This is a genomic window from Dechloromonas aromatica RCB (genome assembly GCF_000012425.1).
Genome location: NC_007298.1, coordinates 3,122,399 through 3,138,928, shown reverse-complemented (window position 1 = coordinate 3,138,928; position 16,530 = coordinate 3,122,399). Strand labels below are relative to the sequence as shown.

20 protein-coding genes are annotated in these 16,530 nt (G+C 60.0%); 5 read left to right on the top strand and 15 right to left on the bottom strand.

Annotated elements, in window-relative coordinates:
• Positions 1–8 precede the first annotated feature (8 nt).
• On the top strand, positions 9–161 hold the full coding sequence (locus DARO_RS23150; RefSeq protein ID WP_198134049.1) for a hypothetical protein: 153 nt from the start codon (positions 9–11) through the stop codon (positions 159–161).
• Positions 162–336: 175 nt separating this feature from the next.
• Here the strand turns inward: DARO_RS23150 and DARO_RS14925 are convergent, their stop codons facing one another.
• The 4 genes from DARO_RS14925 to DARO_RS14910 are packed head-to-tail and all read right to left on the bottom strand — an operon-like array spanning position 337 to position 4,045.
• Positions 337–1,056: a phosphoadenylyl-sulfate reductase gene (locus DARO_RS14925; protein WP_011288642.1), complete on the bottom strand. Its 720-nt coding sequence runs from the start codon at positions 1,054–1,056 to the stop codon at positions 337–339.
• Positions 1,057–1,064: 8 nt separating this feature from the next.
• Positions 1,065–1,574 (bottom strand): DUF934 domain-containing protein, encoded by a 510-nt coding sequence (locus DARO_RS14920; protein ID WP_011288641.1) that lies wholly within the window; start codon positions 1,572–1,574, stop codon positions 1,065–1,067.
• Positions 1,574–3,247, bottom strand: coding sequence for a nitrite/sulfite reductase (locus tag DARO_RS14915; protein WP_011288640.1), 1,674 nt, complete (start codon positions 3,245–3,247; stop codon positions 1,574–1,576). The genes DARO_RS14920 and DARO_RS14915 overlap by 1 nt, the downstream gene beginning before the upstream one ends.
• Positions 3,248–3,268: 21 nt before the next feature.
• Positions 3,269–4,045, bottom strand: a complete 777-nt coding sequence (locus tag DARO_RS14910) for a sulfite exporter TauE/SafE family protein (protein ID WP_041224435.1) — start codon at positions 4,043–4,045, stop codon at positions 3,269–3,271.
• Positions 4,046–4,174: 129 nt separating this feature from the next.
• Here DARO_RS14910 and DARO_RS14905 point away from each other — a divergent pair, with 129 nt between their 5' ends.
• Positions 4,175–5,116: a CysB family HTH-type transcriptional regulator gene (locus tag DARO_RS14905; protein WP_011288638.1), complete on the top strand. Its 942-nt coding sequence runs from the start codon at positions 4,175–4,177 to the stop codon at positions 5,114–5,116.
• Positions 5,117–5,177: 61 nt separating this feature from the next.
• On the top strand, positions 5,178–6,023 hold the full coding sequence (locus tag DARO_RS14900; protein WP_011288637.1) for an HDOD domain-containing protein: 846 nt from the start codon (positions 5,178–5,180) through the stop codon (positions 6,021–6,023).
• Positions 6,024–6,063: 40 nt separating this feature from the next.
• On the opposite strand, the gene nosD is transcribed toward DARO_RS14900, so the two are convergent.
• From nosD to DARO_RS14870, 6 genes are all read right to left on the bottom strand, one after another.
• Complete coding sequence (gene nosD / locus DARO_RS14895; RefSeq protein ID WP_041225085.1) at positions 6,064–7,284, bottom strand: nitrous oxide reductase family maturation protein NosD; 1,221 nt, start codon at positions 7,282–7,284, stop codon at positions 6,064–6,066.
• A 74-nt stretch (positions 7,285–7,358) separates the two neighbouring features.
• Positions 7,359–8,678, bottom strand: a complete 1,320-nt coding sequence (locus tag DARO_RS14890; protein ID WP_011288635.1) for an HDOD domain-containing protein — start codon at positions 8,676–8,678, stop codon at positions 7,359–7,361.
• A 65-nt stretch (positions 8,679–8,743) separates the two neighbouring features.
• The gene (locus DARO_RS14885) at positions 8,744–9,535 is read right to left on the bottom strand and encodes a peptidyl-prolyl cis-trans isomerase (protein ID WP_011288634.1); all 792 of its coding nucleotides are present in this window, start codon (positions 9,533–9,535) and stop codon (positions 8,744–8,746) included.
• Positions 9,536–9,570: 35 nt separating this feature from the next.
• Positions 9,571–9,837, bottom strand: coding sequence for a BolA family protein (locus DARO_RS14880; protein ID WP_011288633.1), 267 nt, complete (start codon positions 9,835–9,837; stop codon positions 9,571–9,573).
• The gene (locus tag DARO_RS14875; protein ID WP_011288632.1) at positions 9,834–10,136 is read right to left on the bottom strand and encodes a YciI family protein; all 303 of its coding nucleotides are present in this window, start codon (positions 10,134–10,136) and stop codon (positions 9,834–9,836) included. The genes DARO_RS14880 and DARO_RS14875 overlap by 4 nt, the downstream gene beginning before the upstream one ends.
• On the bottom strand, positions 10,136–10,744 hold the full coding sequence (locus DARO_RS14870) for a septation protein A (protein ID WP_011288631.1): 609 nt from the start codon (positions 10,742–10,744) through the stop codon (positions 10,136–10,138). The genes DARO_RS14875 and DARO_RS14870 overlap by 1 nt, the downstream gene beginning before the upstream one ends.
• A 52-nt stretch (positions 10,745–10,796) precedes the next feature.
• Between DARO_RS14870 and DARO_RS14865 the strand changes: the two genes are divergently transcribed.
• On the top strand, positions 10,797–11,849 hold the full coding sequence (locus DARO_RS14865) for an HD domain-containing phosphohydrolase (RefSeq protein WP_011288630.1): 1,053 nt from the start codon (positions 10,797–10,799) through the stop codon (positions 11,847–11,849).
• Between the two features lie 41 nt (positions 11,850–11,890).
• On the top strand, positions 11,891–12,241 hold the full coding sequence (locus tag DARO_RS23145) for an Hpt domain-containing protein (protein ID WP_083761539.1): 351 nt from the start codon (positions 11,891–11,893) through the stop codon (positions 12,239–12,241).
• Here the strand turns inward: DARO_RS23145 and bioD are convergent.
• The 5 genes from bioD to DARO_RS14835 are packed head-to-tail and all read right to left on the bottom strand — an operon-like array spanning position 12,227 to position 16,450.
• On the bottom strand, positions 12,227–12,892 hold the full coding sequence (gene bioD, locus DARO_RS14855; protein WP_011288628.1) for a dethiobiotin synthase: 666 nt from the start codon (positions 12,890–12,892) through the stop codon (positions 12,227–12,229). The two genes, DARO_RS23145 and bioD, sit on opposite strands and share 15 nt — an antisense overlap.
• Positions 12,889–13,677: a malonyl-ACP O-methyltransferase BioC gene (gene bioC / locus DARO_RS14850; RefSeq protein WP_011288627.1), complete on the bottom strand. Its 789-nt coding sequence runs from the start codon at positions 13,675–13,677 to the stop codon at positions 12,889–12,891. Before bioC ends, bioD begins: the two co-directional genes overlap by 4 nt.
• The gene (locus tag DARO_RS14845; RefSeq protein WP_011288626.1) at positions 13,670–14,383 is read right to left on the bottom strand and encodes an alpha/beta fold hydrolase; all 714 of its coding nucleotides are present in this window, start codon (positions 14,381–14,383) and stop codon (positions 13,670–13,672) included. The genes bioC and DARO_RS14845 overlap by 8 nt, the downstream gene beginning before the upstream one ends.
• The gene (bioF, locus tag DARO_RS14840) at positions 14,380–15,543 is read right to left on the bottom strand and encodes an 8-amino-7-oxononanoate synthase (RefSeq protein WP_011288625.1); all 1,164 of its coding nucleotides are present in this window, start codon (positions 15,541–15,543) and stop codon (positions 14,380–14,382) included. The genes DARO_RS14845 and bioF overlap by 4 nt, the downstream gene beginning before the upstream one ends.
• The gene (locus DARO_RS14835) at positions 15,536–16,450 is read right to left on the bottom strand and encodes an alpha/beta fold hydrolase (RefSeq protein ID WP_011288624.1); all 915 of its coding nucleotides are present in this window, start codon (positions 16,448–16,450) and stop codon (positions 15,536–15,538) included. Before DARO_RS14835 ends, bioF begins: the two co-directional genes overlap by 8 nt.
• Positions 16,451–16,530 lie beyond the last annotated feature (80 nt).

Sequence of the window (16,530 nt, the reverse complement as noted above, 5' to 3'; positions counted from 1 at the left end):
GGGGATGGATGAAAAAACAAAATTTAACTGACAACATATTGATTCCTATTGATTGTCTGGAATTTGTTAAGTTTTTCGATCAGCCTTTTACACCGTGGTGGCCAAACTGTTTCATTAACGGTGGATTGCCATCCCGCCAAGCATTGCAGCATGCCAGCTGAAATGCAATATTCGTTATGGGTAATTTGTTATTGATTTTTCATGCAATTTATTTGGGCCGAGGGCCGCTAGTGATTTTCTGTTGTTAAAGAAAGGCATTGGGTTGGTGCCCATTCCGGCATTTGCCAATAAAAAAACCGGCTTGAGGCCGGTTTTTTTTAAACCTCAGGGCTGGGGTCAGCCCTTGACGTGCAGTCCGCACTCCTTGGACTCAGGATTCTCCCACCACCAGCGGCCAGCCCGGATGTCTTCGCCGGGCGAAATGGCGCGGGTGCAGGGGGCGCAGCCGATGCTGGGGTAGAACTTGTCGTGCAGGGCGTTGTAGGGCACGGCGTTCTGCTTGATGTAGGTCCAGACTTCCTTCTCGGTCCAGTCCGACAGCGGATTGAATTTTTCCAGACCATTGCCTTCATCGTACTCGCGGATGGCGAGGTTCCCGCGAGTCGCCGCCTGCTCGGCGCGCATGCCGGTGATCCAGGCTCGCTTGCCAGCCAGGGCGCGTTTCAGCGGCTCGACCTTGCGGGCGTAACAGCAGGCCTTGCGCAGCGTGACCGATTCGTAGAAGGCGTTGATGCCGTGGTTGCGGACGTAGCTTTCGACTTCTTCGGCCTGCGGGAAATAGAGCTTCAGTTTCAGGCCGTAATGCTTGTCGACCGCGGCGATCAGGTCGTAGGTTTCGAGCGGCAGGCGGCCGGTGTCGAGGCTGAAGATTTCGATCGGCAGCTTGGCCTTGACGATCAGGTCAGTCAGTACCATGTCCTCGGCGCCCAGGCTGTTGGCGAAGGCGGCGCTCGACCAGTTGGTCGCGATGTCGGCGAGCAGTGCTTTGACCGTTTTGGTCTTGACGGCAACGCTGGCGGTCAGTTCTGGCGTGATGTTGAGCAGGCTGGGGGTCATCGCTTCTCTCAGGCGCGGCGGCGGAAGTAGGGTTGCGGTTGGCTGGTTGAAGCCTGGTAGGCATCGCTAAACGGTTTGAAGCCGGCTTCAATGGCGTGGACGAGATTCTTGCCGTCCTTCAGCGCGTAGCTGTCGAAACCGACGCGCTGCATGAAGAACAGCTGGTCGTGCAGCACGTCGCCGACGGCACGCAGTTCGCCCCGATAAGCGTAGCGCTGGCGCAGCAGGCTGGCCGTCGAGTAGCCGCGACCATCGACGAATTTCGGGAAATTGACGGCGATCACGATGAAGTACTCAAGATCGGCGGCGATATCTTCGACGCGCTCATCCGGCTGAATCAGCAGGCCGATACGCTTGTGACAGGAGATGATCTCGGCCTTGCGGGCTTGCCAGACGGCGAGCGGGAAAATGACGTCACCGGCCGGCAGGGCAACGGTTTCCGGCGTTTCACCTTCGCCCAGTACAAGTGTTTGCCAGGTGTCGACCGTGGCGCTGTTGTTCTTGATCAGTTGAGCCATTATGCAGCCTCCTGCTGTGCAGCCTTGGCCTTGCCATGGGCACGGCCTTCGTAAACGCGGTTCTTGAACGGGTCGATGCCGATACGGTCGAGCGTGTCGAGGAAGCGCTCGTCGGCATGACGGTTTTCAATATAGACCTTGATGATCTTGTCGACGACATCCGGCATTTCTTCGGCCGCGAAGGAGGGGCCGATGACCTTGCCGAGCTTGGCATCATTGCCCTGGCGACCGCCCAGCGTGACCTGGTAGAACTCGGAATCGTTCTTGTCGACACCCAGCACGCCGATGTGGCCGACGTGGTGGTGGCCGCAGGCGTTCATGCAGCCGGAAATGTTGAGGTCGATCTCGCCAATGTCGAACAGGTAGTCGAGATCGTCGAAGCGGGCCTGGATGGCGTTGGCGATGGGGATGGACTTGGCGTTGGCTAGGTCGCAGAAATCGCCGCCCGGGCAGCAGATGATGCCGGTCAGCAGGCCGATGTTCGGCGTTGCCAGGCCGGCTGCCTTGGCCTTCTGCCAGACTTCATGCAGGTCGCTCTTCTTGACGTCGGCCAGGATGATGTTCTGCTCATGGCTGATGCGCAGTTCGCCGAAGCTGTACTGGTCGGCGAGATCGGCCACCGCTGCCATCTGTTCGGAAGTGATGTCGCCCGGCGCGATGCCGTGCTTCTTCAGCGACAGCGTGACGGCGGCGTAGCCCGGAACCTTGTGCGGATGCGTATTGCGCTCGACCCACTTGACAAAGGCCTGGTCGGCCGGGAGTGTTACCTCGTCCTGCTTGGCATAGTCCGGTGCGCCGAAGTGGGCGGCGACGCGGTCGAATTCGGCCTGAGTCAGCGTGGCCGGGCCATCCTTCATGTAGGCCCACTCTGCTTCGACTTGCTGGCTGAAGGCTTCAATGCCGGTGGCCTGGACGAGAATCTTGATGCGTGCCTTGTAGGCGTTGTCGCGCCGGCCGGCACGGTTATAGACGCGCAGGATGGCTTCGCAATAGGTCAGGATGTGCTGCCAGGGCAGGAACTCACTGACGACCTGGCCGCGGATCGGCGTCCGGCCAAGGCCGCCACCGACGATGACGCGGAAACCGACTTCGCCGTTCTGCTCCTGCAGATGCAGGCCGATGTCGTGGAACCAGGTGACGGCGCGGTCTTCACGGGTGCCGGAAATGGCGATCTTGAACTTGCGCGGCAGGAAGGCGAATTCGGGGTGAAAGGTCGTCCATTCGCGGAGGATCTCGGCCAGCGGGCGTGGGTCGATCACCTCGTCAGCGGCAACGCCGGCGAACGGGTCGGTGGTGATGTTGCGCAGGCAGTTGCCGGAGGTCTGGATGGCGTGCATTTCGACCTTGGCCAGCTCGGCCATCATGTCAGGCACATCCTCGATCTTCGGCCAGTTCAGTTGCAGATTGTGGCGTGTCGTGAAGTGGCCATAGCCACGGTCATACTTGATGGCAATCTGGCCGAGGGTGCGCAACTGGTCCGAACTCAGCATGCCGTAAGGCACCGCGATACGGAACATCGGCGCATGGCGCTGGATGTAGAGGCCGTTTTGCAGGCGCAGCGGGCGGAATTCGTCGTCGCTCAGTTCGCCGGCTTTCCAGCGGCGGACCTGGTCGCGGAACTGGTCGACACGCTGGTTGATCAGCTGGCGGTCGATGGCATCGTATTTGTACATGAAACGTCCTTGGGGTAAACGTCAGGCAAAGACCAGCTTGGTGCCGATCAGCACCAGCATGGTGGCCAGAAGGCGGCGCAGGATATGCTCCGGCACCTTGGCGGAAATCTGAGTGCCCAGCCAGATACCGGGCAGCGAACCGAGCAGCAAACTGCCGAGCAGCGCCCAGTCTACACCGCCCAACATCCAGTGGCCGAGGCCGGCAACCAGCGTCAGCGGCACGGCATGGGCAACGTCTGATCCGACAATCTTTACTGGCGAAAGTTTTGGGTAGAGGAAAAACAGGGCGGCAACGCCAAGTGCGCCTGCGCCGACGGAAGAAATGGTCACCAGCACGCCAAGGATGGCGCCGACAGCGACCGTGATCTTGCCCAGGCAGCACTGGCGGAGCGGTGAATCGTCATGCTGGGCGGCGTATTCGCGTAGCTTGCGGCCAAAAAGGATCGCAATGGCCGTGAGCAGCAGCGCGAAACCAAGCCCGTTGGAGATCAGTTGGCCGATGACGTTATTGCCTTTCGGCAGCTGTGATAGCACCCAAACCGTGATGGCAGCGGCAGGAATACTGCCCAGCGCCAGCCGGCCGGTGATGCTCCAGTCGATATGCCCTTTCCGGCCATGGGCGACAGTGCCGCCAGCCTTCGTCATCGCGGCATAGAGCAGATCGGTACCGACCGCTGTCGCCGGGTGAACGCCGAAGAGCAGCACGAGCAGCGGTGTCATCAGCGAGCCGCCACCCACACCAGTCAGGCCAACGATGGCGCCGACGGCAAAGCCGGAAAGAGTGTAGAGATAATCCATGGCGTGCATGTTAACAGTGGCCATTTGAAACAAAAAGAATATTGAGTTAGATTGTTATATCGTTCGGTTATTAACTGATGGATGTATGTTGCTGGCTAAGCGCAGAATCCAATTACTCGATCCCAGACCATGAAACTCCAACAACTGCGTTACATCGTCGAAATTCAGCGTCAGGGCTTGAATGTCTCGGAGGCAGCTGAATCGCTTTACACATCCCAGCCGGGGATCTCCAAACAGGTCAAGTTGCTGGAGGATGAGCTCGGTGTTTCGATTTTCGAGCGTAGCGGCAAGCGTTTTACCGGGGTCACCGAACCGGGCAAGGTCGTGCTGGGCATCGCCGAACGCATCCTGCGCGAAGCGGAAAATCTGAAGCGGGCGAGCGGTGAGTTCGCCTCCGGTAACACCGGCCGGCTGGTGTTGGCGGCAACGCATACCCAGGCCCGTTACGCGCTGCCCATCGTGGTCCGCGATTTCATGGCGCAACACCCGGACGTCAAGCTGGAAATGCACCAGGGTAGCCCGACGCAGATTGCCGAGTGGGTTGTCGCTGGCGAGGCAGACATTGGCATTGCCACCGAAGCGCTCGATCAGTATCCACAGTTGATTACCTTGCCGGTTCGCCAGTGGACGCACTGTGTCATTGCTCCCGAGGGGCATCCCATCCTGCAATCAGTGCCGCTGTCGCTGAACGAACTGGCGCGCTGGCCGTTGATCACCTATGACACGGCATTTACCGGTCGCTCGCGGATCAATCGGGCTTTCGAACGCATCAACGTCCAGCCCAATGTTGCATTGACTGCCCTTGATGCCGACGTGATCAAGACCTATGTCAGCCTCGGTCTTGGTCTTGGCATCATTTCAGCCCTGGCGTTCGATGCGCAGCGCGACGCGGGGCTGGTCGCCATAGACGCCGCTCACCTGTTCGAGTCCAACACCACGCGCCTCGCCTTGCGTCGTGGCACCTATCTCAGGCGTTACGACTACGACCTGATCACCCTGTTTGCGCCACAGTTGTCAAAGCATGTGGTCGAAATGGCCATGCAGGGCGGCGGTGACGAATACCAGCTATGACTTTCGTTATATTTTCAGCCGTGGTTTTAGCAGGTAGTCTGCCGCCTTCTGGAGGCTTTTCATGAACGCAGTCGCTGAAGAAGTACAGTTGCAGAGCATGTTGAACGGGGTGGATATCCCCCCTTGTCCCGCAGTGCTGATCGAACTTGATGCAGAACTGAAAAAGGACATGCCTGATCAGCGGGAGATCGCCCGTCTGATCAGCCAGGATGTGGCGCTGGCCGGCCATGTCATGCTGATCGCCAATTCCCCGGCTTTCTCGACTGGTCATAAACTGGCCTCCATTACGCAGGCGATCAATGTGTTGGGGATGCAGCGCATCTTCAGTCTGGTGGTCTCGCAGTTGCTGAAACTGGCGCTGGCCGGCGACCAGGACGCCTCGATGGATCGTTTCTGGGAAACCTCGGCGCAGACGGCGCACGTCTCGGCCGAGCTGGCCAAACGCCTGCGCTGCGTCCGTCCGGATGTGGCTTATACCTTCGGTTTATTCCACGATTGCGGCATTCCACTGCTGATGAAGCGCTTTCCGCAGACCAAGGAAGTGCTGGCAGCGGCCAATGCCGCCGAGGAGCGGGGGTTCACGGACGTCGAAGATGCCATGATGGGAACCAATCATGCGGTGGTCGGCTACTTTCTGGCCAAGCGCTGGCATCTTCCGGGCTTCATCTCCGAAGGGGTGCTCTATCACCATGATTACAGCGTGCTGGCGAAGCCGGGCAGTGTCTCGGAGACTGCCGGTGCCTTGATTGCCATCTGCGTGCTGGCCGAACACATTATCCGTCTGCACGGTAGTGGCAATGGCGAACAGGAATGGGCCAAGGCGGCGCAATATGCCTGCAATTACTTCAATCTGTCGCTGGGCGCCGTTGACGATCTGATTGAGGATATTCTCGACTGGCTGGGCTGAGGGATTGCCAGCCGTCAGGCAGCCCCCGTCTGACGCATTTTTACTGCTGCACTTTCCTCATGCGTGGCGCCGTGTCGCGCAGAATCAGCGATGGTGTCGAGAAGGGGGCCAGGCGTTCAAGAAAATCGAGCAGTTCCAGAACCGGCGAGTTGCGAAAGAAGGTGGCGCTGGGCGTTTCTATCCAGATGCGGTCGGCGTAGGCGTGTAGTTCGTGTGGCTTGTCGCCAAAGCCGTCGCCATCGAGGTCAAAGCCTTCATAGGTATCCCAGTTGTTGCCCCACCACGTGTCGTTCATCGGGTCGCCATCGCCAATGATCGTCACCGGCCACAGGTTGCTCTTGAAGGTGTTGTTGATCGCGATGTGGCCGCCCTTGGCGCCGTAGAAGTAGATGCCGGTAATGTTGTGGGCGATCACATTGTTGATGAAGACGATCCGGTTGATCGCGTCCATTGGCGAATCGGCCATGATGCCGTGAGCGCAGTGGACGATTTCGTTGTCCACAATCAATGCAGCCGACGTTTCCTTCAGTGCGATGCCGGCGCCGGAGGCATCCATGGCATGCAGGATGCGATTTTTTCGAATGAGCAGGCCATCCGAGTTAAGCGCAATGATCCCGGTCGAATTCTTTTCCAGCAGGTTGCGCTCGATCAGGCTGCGATGCGAAAAAAGCAGATTGAACGCGCGGCGGCTGTTTCGGATGGTGTTGCCGGTATAGCGATTGTGCGGTGAATTGCTGATAGTGACGTCGCGAATCTGCGCGATATCGTTGTTTTCTATACGGTTTCCGGTGCTGTACCAGAGGCGCAGACCATCGCCGCGCTCGGCTGAATCGATCGCTCGACTACGGATACGGTTGTTGCGCACGATGCTGTCGGTCGTCCGGTGCAACGAAATGCCGAACAGCACGTCCTCGATGACGTTGTTTTCGATCAGCAGCCCGTTGCCTGCCTCGACCATGATGCCGCCGTCGATCGCGTCGTGAGAATCGCCGCTGCTGCGCAGGGTCAGGCCACGCACCGTTACCCGGTCTGCCTTGATGGTCAGCACGGTCCCCTTGCCGCCGGCGTCGATGATGACCTTGCCGTTGCCTTCCACAGTCAACGGTTTGTTGATCGTCGCCGGGCCGCTGTAATTGCCGGGGGGCAGGCGCAGAACCGTGCCCGGTAGCGCGGTGTCGAGCCAGGCTTGCAGGGATTGGTTGGCGAAGGCCGGGGGCGAAAGGCTCAGGCCGAGCAAGGCGAGGATGAAACGAAAGTTCATTGGGTCGAGATTAAGCCACCAAGGCAGGATTGCTGCCTCGACCTGCATCAAGTTTTTGCTGATGCCCGATCTGGCTACTCCCAATATTCGGTCACTTCGCTTGCCCAGGCGGTGGCAGCCAGCAGGGCCCGGTTAACGCTGTCGGGGTCAATGCCGGCGGAACGGGCCGTGCTTTCCATGCGTGGCGGGTCGAAATCCTCACTCGCTTCGGCGATGGCGAGCAGCGGGGCATAGGGGCCGCTACGCTCAAGCAGCGCCTGCCTGATATCCGTGGAAATGGGGATGTCGTTCAGCGTTTCAGCCAGCGGACGGCGCAACAGACGATCAAGGCAGGAGAAGATGCCGGTCAGGAAGAGCGGGTCATGCGGCTGCCCGGGCATCACCTGTTCGCCAAGAACTTCCATCAGGCGGCCGCGGGTCAGGGCATTTTCGATCATTAGCCAGTCGCCCAGATGGGGATCGCGGACAGAGAAGAGTAGTACCGCTACCCAGCGACTCAGGCGCTGGCGGCCGAGAATAACCAGGGCCTGTTCTAGCGAATCGATCTGGCGGGTCAGGCCCAGCGCCGGGGAATTCAGGTAGCGCAGAATGCGGAAGCTGAGCATCGGGTCCTGTTTCATCGCCGCGGCAATTTCGGCCGTTTCGGCATCGCCCTGGACAAGGCGCAGCAGGTTGAGCAATTGCGCCTTGTGCGGATCGCCACTGCTAACGTTGTCGAGCCTGGGCGCTGATTCGGCAAACTTGCCGTGGAAATTTTCGAAATGCCACTGATGGCAGAAAAGGTGGTCGTCGAAGGTATCGATATTGCAGGCGAAAAGCCGGATTGGGTGTTCGCGCTCGCCGGAACGGATGGCGGCGGAAAAGTCTCGAACCGCATTGGCCTCGTTGCCACCAATATCGATGGCGGCGTAATCCACTCGCTGGATGACCTTGGCAAAAGCGCGGTGTTTCGGCTGGCGGAAAACCCCGACCTGCAAGCCGCGAACATGCAGTTGGTCGATGGCCTCGCAGACCATGTCCGCTTCGGCTTCAGGCGCCAGCTGGATGAGGAGGACGATGTTGGCCTTCTTCAGGCGCTCGACAGCGGGGAGATCAAGACTGGATGAGCTGAGCGGGATGAAGGCGAGGGTGGTGTTCCAGGCATCGCGGCTGGCGTTCAGCGTGTCGAGCAGGGCCTGGTCGAGCTCGCGTTGTTCGGCATCGTCAGCATTCGCAAGTACGGTCGATTGTTGCAGCCGAAAGAGGTGCCCGGAAAGGCGGTTGCTGCGGTCGAAGACAGCCTCGCGGCGAAGGAACGGGGTGTCCCTGGCCAGCCGGCCTGGTTGGCCAGTCGATTCAGGCGGGGCCGGGGTGTCGGGCTTCTTGCCGAACAGTGTTTTCAGGCCGTTGAACACGAATGTCTCCCCCAAAAGAAAAATACCCACCGAAGGGTGGGCATTTTCGCATGCTCGGAGAAGGTTTAGTCGACCTTGGCCTTGCCGCGCAGTTCCTTGACCAGATTCTCGACCTGCTGCTGGCCAGCACGCTGCTGTAGTTGCGGCTTGACCTGGTCGAACGGCGGCGGGGTCATCGGACGGGAGTCGTCGAGCTGGATCACGTGATAGCCGAAGTCGGACTTGACCGGCGTCTTGGTGTATTCGCCCTTCTTCAGCTTGCCCAGCGCTTCGCCGAACGGCTTGACGTAGGCGTTCGGGGAGCTCCAGCCCAGTTCGCCACCTTTGTCCTTGGAGCCCGGATCCTTGGATTGCTTGGCCAGTTCGGAGAACTTTTCGCCTTTGTCCAGCTTGGCAATGATTGCCTTGGCGTCATCTTCCTTTTCGACCAGCACGTGGCGAGCCTTGTATTCGGTGCTGCCCAGGTTGTTCTTGATCAACTCGTATTCGGCCTTGAGTTGGGCGTCGCTGATCGGGTGTGCCTTGACGTAGTCGGACAGGTAGGCGCGGATAAGCACGGCCTGCTTGGCGAGTTCGATCTGACCCTGGACGTTGGGGGCCTTGTCCAGGCCCTTTTTCTTGGCTTCCTGGGCGAGGATTTCGCGGCGGACCAACTCTTCCTTGACGGCACCTTGCAGTTCCGGTGAGTCAGGTGCGCCCTGCGCCTGCTGTTCGGCGATGAAGGCGTTGTAGACGGTTTGCGAAATCGGCTGGCCATTGACGGTGGCGAAAGCCTTGGCCTTGTCGGCAGCGAGGGCCGGAGCGGAAACGATGGCGCCGGCGACAAGCAGGGCGGCCAGGCGGGAGAGTTTGAACATGTATCTATCCTTGGGTGGAGGGAATAACAGGAAAATTATACTTCGCCAGGCACTTCGGCGCGGATGCTGAGCGCATGAATCCGGCCACGCATCAGGTCTCCCGCAGCATCATAAATCATGCGGTGACGGGCTATGGTACTTTTACCGGCAAATGCCTGTGCAACAATTTGTAACTGGTAATGGCCGCCGTCACGGGCGCCGGCGTGGCCGGCGTGGCGGTGCGAGTCGTCAATGATGGTGATCGATTCAGCTTGCAGCACGACCAGACGCTGGCGCAGCAACTCGATGGTTTCTGCACTCACGCCGGCAGTGCCTTCTTGAATGGCTTGATGGTGACTTTCTCGTAAACACCGGCCGCGATATAGGGATCGGCATCGGCCCAGGTTTGGGCCGCAGTCAGCGAGCCGAATTCGGCGATGATGATGCTGCCTGAAAAGCCGGCTGGGCCCGGGTCGGGCGAATCGATGGCCGGACAGGGGCCGGCCAGGATCAGGCGAGCTTCGGATTGCAAGGCCAGCAGGCGCTCCAGGTGGGCAGGACGGGCGGCGAGGCGCTTGTCCAGCGTGCCGGCCTTGTCTTCAGCAATGATCGCATAGAGCATTATTTTTCTTCCTCAACGTATTTGGACAGCAGCATGCCCTGGCCGAGCACGAAGACGAGCATCAAGCCCATGCCGCCGAATAGTTTGAAATTGACCCAGGTATCGGTCGGGAAATTGAAAGCGACGAACAGGTTCAAGGCGCCCATGAACAGGAAGAAACCGATCCACGACAGATTGACCTTGCCCCAGACCGGCTCGGGTAGCGTCAGCTGCTCGCCAAGCATGGCCTTGATCGGGTTTTTTTTCAGGATGAAGGCGCTGAAGATCATGCTGCCGGCGAACACCCAGTAAAGAATGGTCGGTTTCCACTTGATGAAGGCTTCGTTCTGGAAAGCCAGCGTCAGGCCGCCGAAGACGACGACGAGTACCAGGCTGACCCAAAGCATCTTGTCGACCTTGCCGTGACGGAAGTGCACCCAGATGATCTGGGCGACAGTAGCGGCGATGACGACGACGGTGGCGAGCAGGATTGGAGCGAGCTTGATGTCGTCCGGTACGAAACCGAGCAGTGAGCCCATCCAGCTGGCAGCAAGTTCCGGGCTCTTTTCCGCATACTTGAAAGTGGCGAAAAAGAGGATGACAGGGAATAGGTCGAAGAGAAGTTTCATGGCGGAGCATTATATACTGCCGAAAACTACTGAAAAGCAAGCAAGAGAGCTCATGCATTCCGTCCTGATTGTCGATGACAGCGACATTAACTTGACTTTGATCAAGGCGCTGGTTCTAAAGCTGGGCGACTGCAGCCCGATCCTGTTCGATAATCCGCTCTCGGCGCTTGAGTGGTGCCGTGAGAATGTGCCTGATCTGGTCATCGTCGATTACATGATGCCGGATATGGACGGTCTGCGTTTCATCAGCGCCTTCCGTGCCTTGCACGGGCGGGATGAGATTCCGGTGTTGATGATCACGGCAAACGATCAGAAGGATGTTCGTTACGATGCCTTGCTTGGCGGAGCCAATGATTTTCTGACCAAGCCGATCGACCGTATCGAATTCTCGGCTCGTGCCCGCAATATGCTGTCGCTGCGTACCGGGCAAAAATTCTTAGCGGATCGCGCCGAGCATCTCTCGGCACTGGTTGAGGCGAGAACTGCGGAAATCCGCGAGCGCGAAAAAGAGCTGATTTTCCGAATTTCGCGTGCGGCCGAATTTCGCGATCCGGAAACCGGCGCCCACATCCAGCGCATGGCGCACTACTCCCAGATCATTGCCCAAGGTTTGGACCTAAGCCCGAGCACCCAGAAATTGATCCTTGAGGCAGCGCCGATGCATGATGTAGGCAAGATCGGCATTCCGGATTACATCCTGCTCAAGCCCGGCAAGCTGACGCCGGAAGAATTCGAGGTGATGAAAGGACATGCGCGGATTGGCCATGAACTGCTCAAGAACAGTCGATCCGAAATCATGCAGGCCGGCGCCGAAGTCGCTATTTCTCATCACGAAAAATACGATGGGAGCGGTTACCCATTCGGCCTGAAGGGCAACCATATTCCCCTGTTCGGGCGGATTGTCGCCGTGGCTGACGTGTTCGATGCGCTGACTTCCGAGCGCCCGTATAAACGAGCCTGGCCACTGGACGATGCCTGCAAGTTTCTTGAGGACGGGCGTGGCAAGCATTTTGACCCGCTATGCATCGAAGCTTTTCTGGCCGGCTGGGAGCAAGTTCTGGAAATTCGTCAGCGCTTCCGTGACGAAGAAATTCCGCAAATCTGAAGGTGATACCGAGGCGCATTGCCGACGGCTTTGGGCGTTGAATGGAGAAGAGGATGGCAAAAACTTTTATTCTGGATCGCGGATCGATTCTTGAACGCCTGGGGGGCGACGAAGAGATTTATTCGATGATGGTCGATATGTTTCTTCAGGATGTTAATAACAATTGCGCTGCTATTGCCTCGGCATTAGCAGCCGGCGACAGCCAGACCCTGCAGCGCGAGGCCCATACCATCAAGGGATTGCTGGCCACCTTTTCGGATGACGTCGGCGCGGCTGACGCGATGCTGGTCGAGCGGCAGGCAAAGAATGGGGAAATTGATGGTCTTGCCGATGCCGTGGCAGGCTTGCAGCTGCGCTTGCGTGAAGTGGCGGCAGTGCTAAGCGCCGGGTAATTGCAGGAAACCGGCTGCGCCAATGGCGCCGCCCTGTGGCCCGTGCGGCACGACACCGAGCAGCGGTGCGCTGATCAGCCTTTCCAGGGTGACCAGATTTTCATCGAAGCAGGACATTGCCGGATCGATGCGGTTGGCCACCCAGCCGACGAGTTTCAGACCTCGGCTGGCAATGGCTTCTACCGTCAGCAAGGCGTGATTGATGCAGCCCAGCCGCATGCCGATGACCAGGATGACCGGCAGGTCGAGTTCAAGCGCCAGATCGGCCGCGCTGTAGTCCGTGCCCAGCGGTACGCAAAATCCCCCGACGCCTTCGATAATGACCAGATTGGCTTGTTGCCGCGCCTGTTCGCAGGCGGCCTTGATCGGCCCGAACTCAATGCGCACGCCCTCTTTTTCGGCGGCGATGTGTGGGGCAATGGCCGGCTTGAAGCAGTAGGGATTGATGATTTCCCTCGGTAGTTCGACGTTGCTGGCGGCACGGATGGCTTCGACGTCGTCGTTCAGGCCGGCCGCATCGGTGCCGGCCGCAATCGGTTTCAGTCCGACCGCTTTCAGGCCGTCCAGTCCGGCCCGCTGGAGCAGGGCGCAGGTGATGAAGGTCTTGCCGATCTCGGTATCGGTGCCGGTCAGGAAGTAGGCTTGGTTCATTTTCGGGCGTACAGGTAAATCACATCGTAGGTCAGCGGCAAACCGGCCGGGGTGCGGAGTTGTTCGCACGCCGATTCGGCAAGTTGGAAGCTGCTGCGGCTCATCAGGCTGGTCCGTCGCCCATCGCCGAGCTGATTGGCACCGATTGCCTTGACGGCGCGAAGCAGCGTCTTGAAATCGGGGTAATGGGCGATCTCGGTACTTTTTTTGATGTCGATAGCGGCCAGTCCGGCAAGACTGGCCAATTGCCGAATTTCGCCCGGGCTGTGGAAGGCCAATGTGTGGCGGTGGTCGTCGACGTCGGCAAAAGCGTGGCGCAATTCATGAAAGGTGGCCGGGCCGAGGCTGGCCAGGGCAATGACGCCACCCGGCCGCAGGGTACGGTGCGCTTCCCGCAGCGCGACAGCCAGGTCGCACCATTGCACGGCGAGGCTGGACCAGTACAGATCCAGACTACTGTCAGCCAGCGGCAGGTGTTCAAGATCACCGGCCACCCGGCAACAGGGGGTAGCGACACGCTGCAGCATGCCCGGCGAGAGATCGAGGGCGACCCGGTGAGCATCTGGAAAGCGGGTTTGCAGGTTGGCCTGCGCGTAGCCGGTGCCGCAGCCGGCGTCGAGAAGATGGGTCGGGGCAATGTCCGGCAGGCCTTCGGCGAGTCGAATGCAGATACGGCGCTGAATGGCAGCGGCGTCATCGTAGGTTGGGGCAGCGCGTTCGAAGGATTGCCGGATGCGCGCCTTGGAAGGTCTGGTACCAGCCTTTGGTTTTATGGCACTAGTCATTGAGGAAGCGACGTACTGTGGCGAGAAATTCGTCTGGCCGGGAAATGAACGGGGCGTGGGCGCAGTCGGCAAATGCTTCCAGACTGGCGCCAGGAATCAGGGCAGTCAGGGCTTTGGCGGCGCCGAGCGGCATCAGCGGGTCGGCGCCGCCGTGGATGAGCAGGGTCGGTGCCTTGACCTGCGGGGCAATGTCGCGCAGATCGATGTCGCGCAGCCAGTTGAGGCCGGTGGCCAGCACTGCGTCGGAGGGGCGAGGGTCGGCCAGCTTGAGCAATTCGAGCGTCACGGTCTTGGCGCGGGCATCGCCACGATTGAAACCGCCAACAAAGCGCGGCAGCATGGCTTCGACATCCGCGGCAATGCCAGCGGCGAACTCGGTCAGCATGTCGGGGGGCATGGCATTTGGCCAGCCGTCGCGCTGGACGAAGGAAGTGGTGCCAGCGACGAGAATCAGCTTGCCAACCTTGTCCGGGTGACGGGCGGCGACGGCCAGTGCCAGTTGGGCGCCGAGCGACCAGCCGGCCAACGTGGTGCCTGGTTGCAGGCGAGCAGCGATGTCGTCGGCGGCCGCATAAAAATCGGTAATCAGCGGCGCATTGCCATAGCCGGGCAGATCGATGATTTGCCCGTTCAGCGCTTCAACGACCGCCTGCAGCGGGCTGCGGCCGAGGCACCAGCCGGGCAGGAAAACAAGGGGAGCACTCATGCGAGTTCTTTCAAGGCGGCGATCAATTGGGCGATGTCAGCTTCGGTATGGGCTGCAGAGACCGAAATGCGCAGCCGGGCCGTACCTTTGGGGACAGTCGGCGGACGGATCGCCGGCACCCACAGGCCGCGTTCCCACAGCGCTTTTGACAGGGCAACGGCAGCATCGTTGTCGCCAACGATCAGCGGCTGGATGGCGGTCGGTGATGGCAACAGTTTCATTGGCAGACCGGCCAGCCCATCACGCAATTGGCCGATACGGTCCATCAGGTTGGCGCGCAGGGCATCGCCGTCCCTGATCAGTTGCAGACTTTTGGCGAGTGCGCAGGCGATGGCTGGTGGTTGGGCCGTGGTGAAAATGTAGCTGCGGCCCTTCTGCAGCAGGTATTCGATGGCTGTTTCGGACCCGGCGACAAAAGCGCCACCGACACCGGCGGCCTTGCCTAGCGTGCCCATCAGCAGGATGCGCGGCGAGGCGGGCAGGTTGAAATGGCCGAGGCTGCCTTCGCCGTGTGGGCCGAGGACACCGAAACCGTGGGCGTCGTCGATGACCAGCCAGGCGTCGTAGCGCTCGGCCAGCGCGAAGATCAGTGGCAGCGGCGCGAGGTCGCCATCCATGCTGAACACTGCATCGGTGACGATGATCTTGTGCGCTGCGGTGCTGGCAGCCAGCATTTTTTCCAGCGCAGCGACGTCGTTGTGCGGGTAGCGCTGCACCTCGGCGCCATTGGCCTTGGCCAGTTGCATGGCATCGATCAGCGAGGCGTGGTTCAGCTTGTCGGCGAATACCGCATCGCCGCGGCCGGCCAGGGTTGGCGTCACGGCGAGGTTGGCCAGGTAGCCAGTGGAAAAGGTCAGGGTGCGCGGAAAGCCGGTGAATTCGGCGATTTCCTTTTCCAGAAGTTCGTGTGGTCCGAGATGGCCGCTGACCAGATGCGAAGCGCCGCTGCCAGCCCCCCATTGCAGCGCGCCGTCGGCCAGCACCCGGGCGATGTCGGCATTGCCGGCCAGCCCGAGGTAATCGTTGCTGGCGAAATTCAGCAAGTTTGTACCGTCGACCGTGGCCATCCGGCCGCAGGGAGTTTCCAGCACGCGGCGACGGCGAGTCAGTCCGGCGCTGGCGATTTCGGCGAGTTCGGTGTTTAGGTGGTCTTCAATCATGGTTTGTCTGAGAGGGGTGATCAATCAAGTCTTCGCCAAGGAAGCTCGTCAGGCTGGACAGTACTTCATCATCCCAGGACCACATGAATGAGTGGCCCATTGGCAGGATATGCAGGCGCGCGCCAGGGATATTCCGGGCCAGGTATTCGCCATGGGCAAGCGGCAGACAGGTATCGTGCGAGCCATGGATGACCAGCGTCGGTGCGCGGATGGTTTTGACGCTCTCCAGCCGATCCGGCGAGGCGGCGACCGCCAGGGCATGATTAAAGGCGGCCAGTGGATTGTCCGTGCGCCCGGCGGCTTGCCGCAGGGCGACGGTCATCTGGGCGCGCGGAAATTCGCGCTGGCCGGCGTAGGTGATCGCCCAGCCAGTCAGCAGATTTTGTTCGACCTCAGGCAGCGACTGGGGAGGGCGGGCGATCGTCGCCTGGATGTAATCGAGCAGGGCTGGCCCTGGCCCCGGCAGCGTAAGGCCGACGGCCGGCTGCCCCATGGTGGCAGCCATATAGGGGCGCTGGTCGGCCGAGCTGGAAATCAGTACCAGGCGCTCAACGGCCTCGGGATGGTCGATGGCCAGCAACTGGGCGATATAGCCACCCATCGACAGGCCGACCACGGTTGCTTTGGATAAATTGTGACCATGCAGTGCGGCGAGCGCATCCTGCGTCAATTCAGCCAGCCGGTAGGGCTGCGCCTGATAATCGATTTTCGATGACAGGCCGGTATCACGATGATCGTAGCGGACAACGTAGTAGCCCAAACCGGCCAGGCGGGCGCAAAAAGCATCCGGCCAGAAAATACCCTGATTCATCGCGCCCATGATCAGCAGAATCGGGCGATCTCCGGGTTTGCCGAAAGCCTCGGACCACAGGCTCAATCCATCCGTCGTGCGGATCATCTTTTCCATGCGATACCAGCCAGGCAGGGACTGATGCCTATCAATAAGCTGCCGGCCTGCAGCAGGCAATGTAGCCAGCCGATTTTTGT

Coding starts and splice junctions, on each gene's coding strand:
- DARO_RS14870 (WP_011288631.1), bottom strand. CDS start 10,744: ATGAAACTTCTCTTCGACCTATTCCCTGTCATCCTCTTTTTCGCCACT.
- DARO_RS14920 (WP_011288641.1), bottom strand. CDS start 1,574: ATGGCTCAACTGATCAAGAACAACAGCGCCACGGTCGACACCTGGCAA.
- DARO_RS14845 (WP_011288626.1), bottom strand. CDS start 14,383: ATGAGTGCTCCCCTTGTTTTCCTGCCCGGCTGGTGCCTCGGCCGCAGC.
- DARO_RS14865 (WP_011288630.1), top strand. CDS start 10,797: ATGCATTCCGTCCTGATTGTCGATGACAGCGACATTAACTTGACTTTG.
- DARO_RS14885 (WP_011288634.1), bottom strand. CDS start 9,535: ATGTTCAAACTCTCCCGCCTGGCCGCCCTGCTTGTCGCCGGCGCCATC.
- DARO_RS14915 (WP_011288640.1), bottom strand. CDS start 3,247: ATGTACAAATACGATGCCATCGACCGCCAGCTGATCAACCAGCGTGTC.
- DARO_RS23145 (WP_083761539.1), top strand. CDS start 11,891: ATGGAGAAGAGGATGGCAAAAACTTTTATTCTGGATCGCGGATCGATT.
- DARO_RS14900 (WP_011288637.1), top strand. CDS start 5,178: ATGAACGCAGTCGCTGAAGAAGTACAGTTGCAGAGCATGTTGAACGGG.
- bioD (WP_011288628.1), bottom strand. CDS start 12,892: ATGAACCAAGCCTACTTCCTGACCGGCACCGATACCGAGATCGGCAAG.
- bioF (WP_011288625.1), bottom strand. CDS start 15,543: ATGATTGAAGACCACCTAAACACCGAACTCGCCGAAATCGCCAGCGCC.
- DARO_RS14905 (WP_011288638.1), top strand. CDS start 4,175: ATGAAACTCCAACAACTGCGTTACATCGTCGAAATTCAGCGTCAGGGC.
- DARO_RS14835 (WP_011288624.1), bottom strand. CDS start 16,450: ATGGAAAAGATGATCCGCACGACGGATGGATTGAGCCTGTGGTCCGAG.
- DARO_RS14925 (WP_011288642.1), bottom strand. CDS start 1,056: ATGACCCCCAGCCTGCTCAACATCACGCCAGAACTGACCGCCAGCGTT.
- DARO_RS14875 (WP_011288632.1), bottom strand. CDS start 10,136: ATGCTCTATGCGATCATTGCTGAAGACAAGGCCGGCACGCTGGACAAG.
- bioC (WP_011288627.1), bottom strand. CDS start 13,677: ATGACTAGTGCCATAAAACCAAAGGCTGGTACCAGACCTTCCAAGGCG.
- DARO_RS14910 (WP_041224435.1), bottom strand. CDS start 4,045: ATGGATTATCTCTACACTCTTTCCGGCTTTGCCGTCGGCGCCATCGTT.
- nosD (WP_041225085.1), bottom strand. CDS start 7,284: ATGAACTTTCGTTTCATCCTCGCCTTGCTCGGCCTGAGCCTTTCGCCC.
- DARO_RS23150 (WP_198134049.1), top strand. CDS start 9: ATGAAAAAACAAAATTTAACTGACAACATATTGATTCCTATTGATTGT.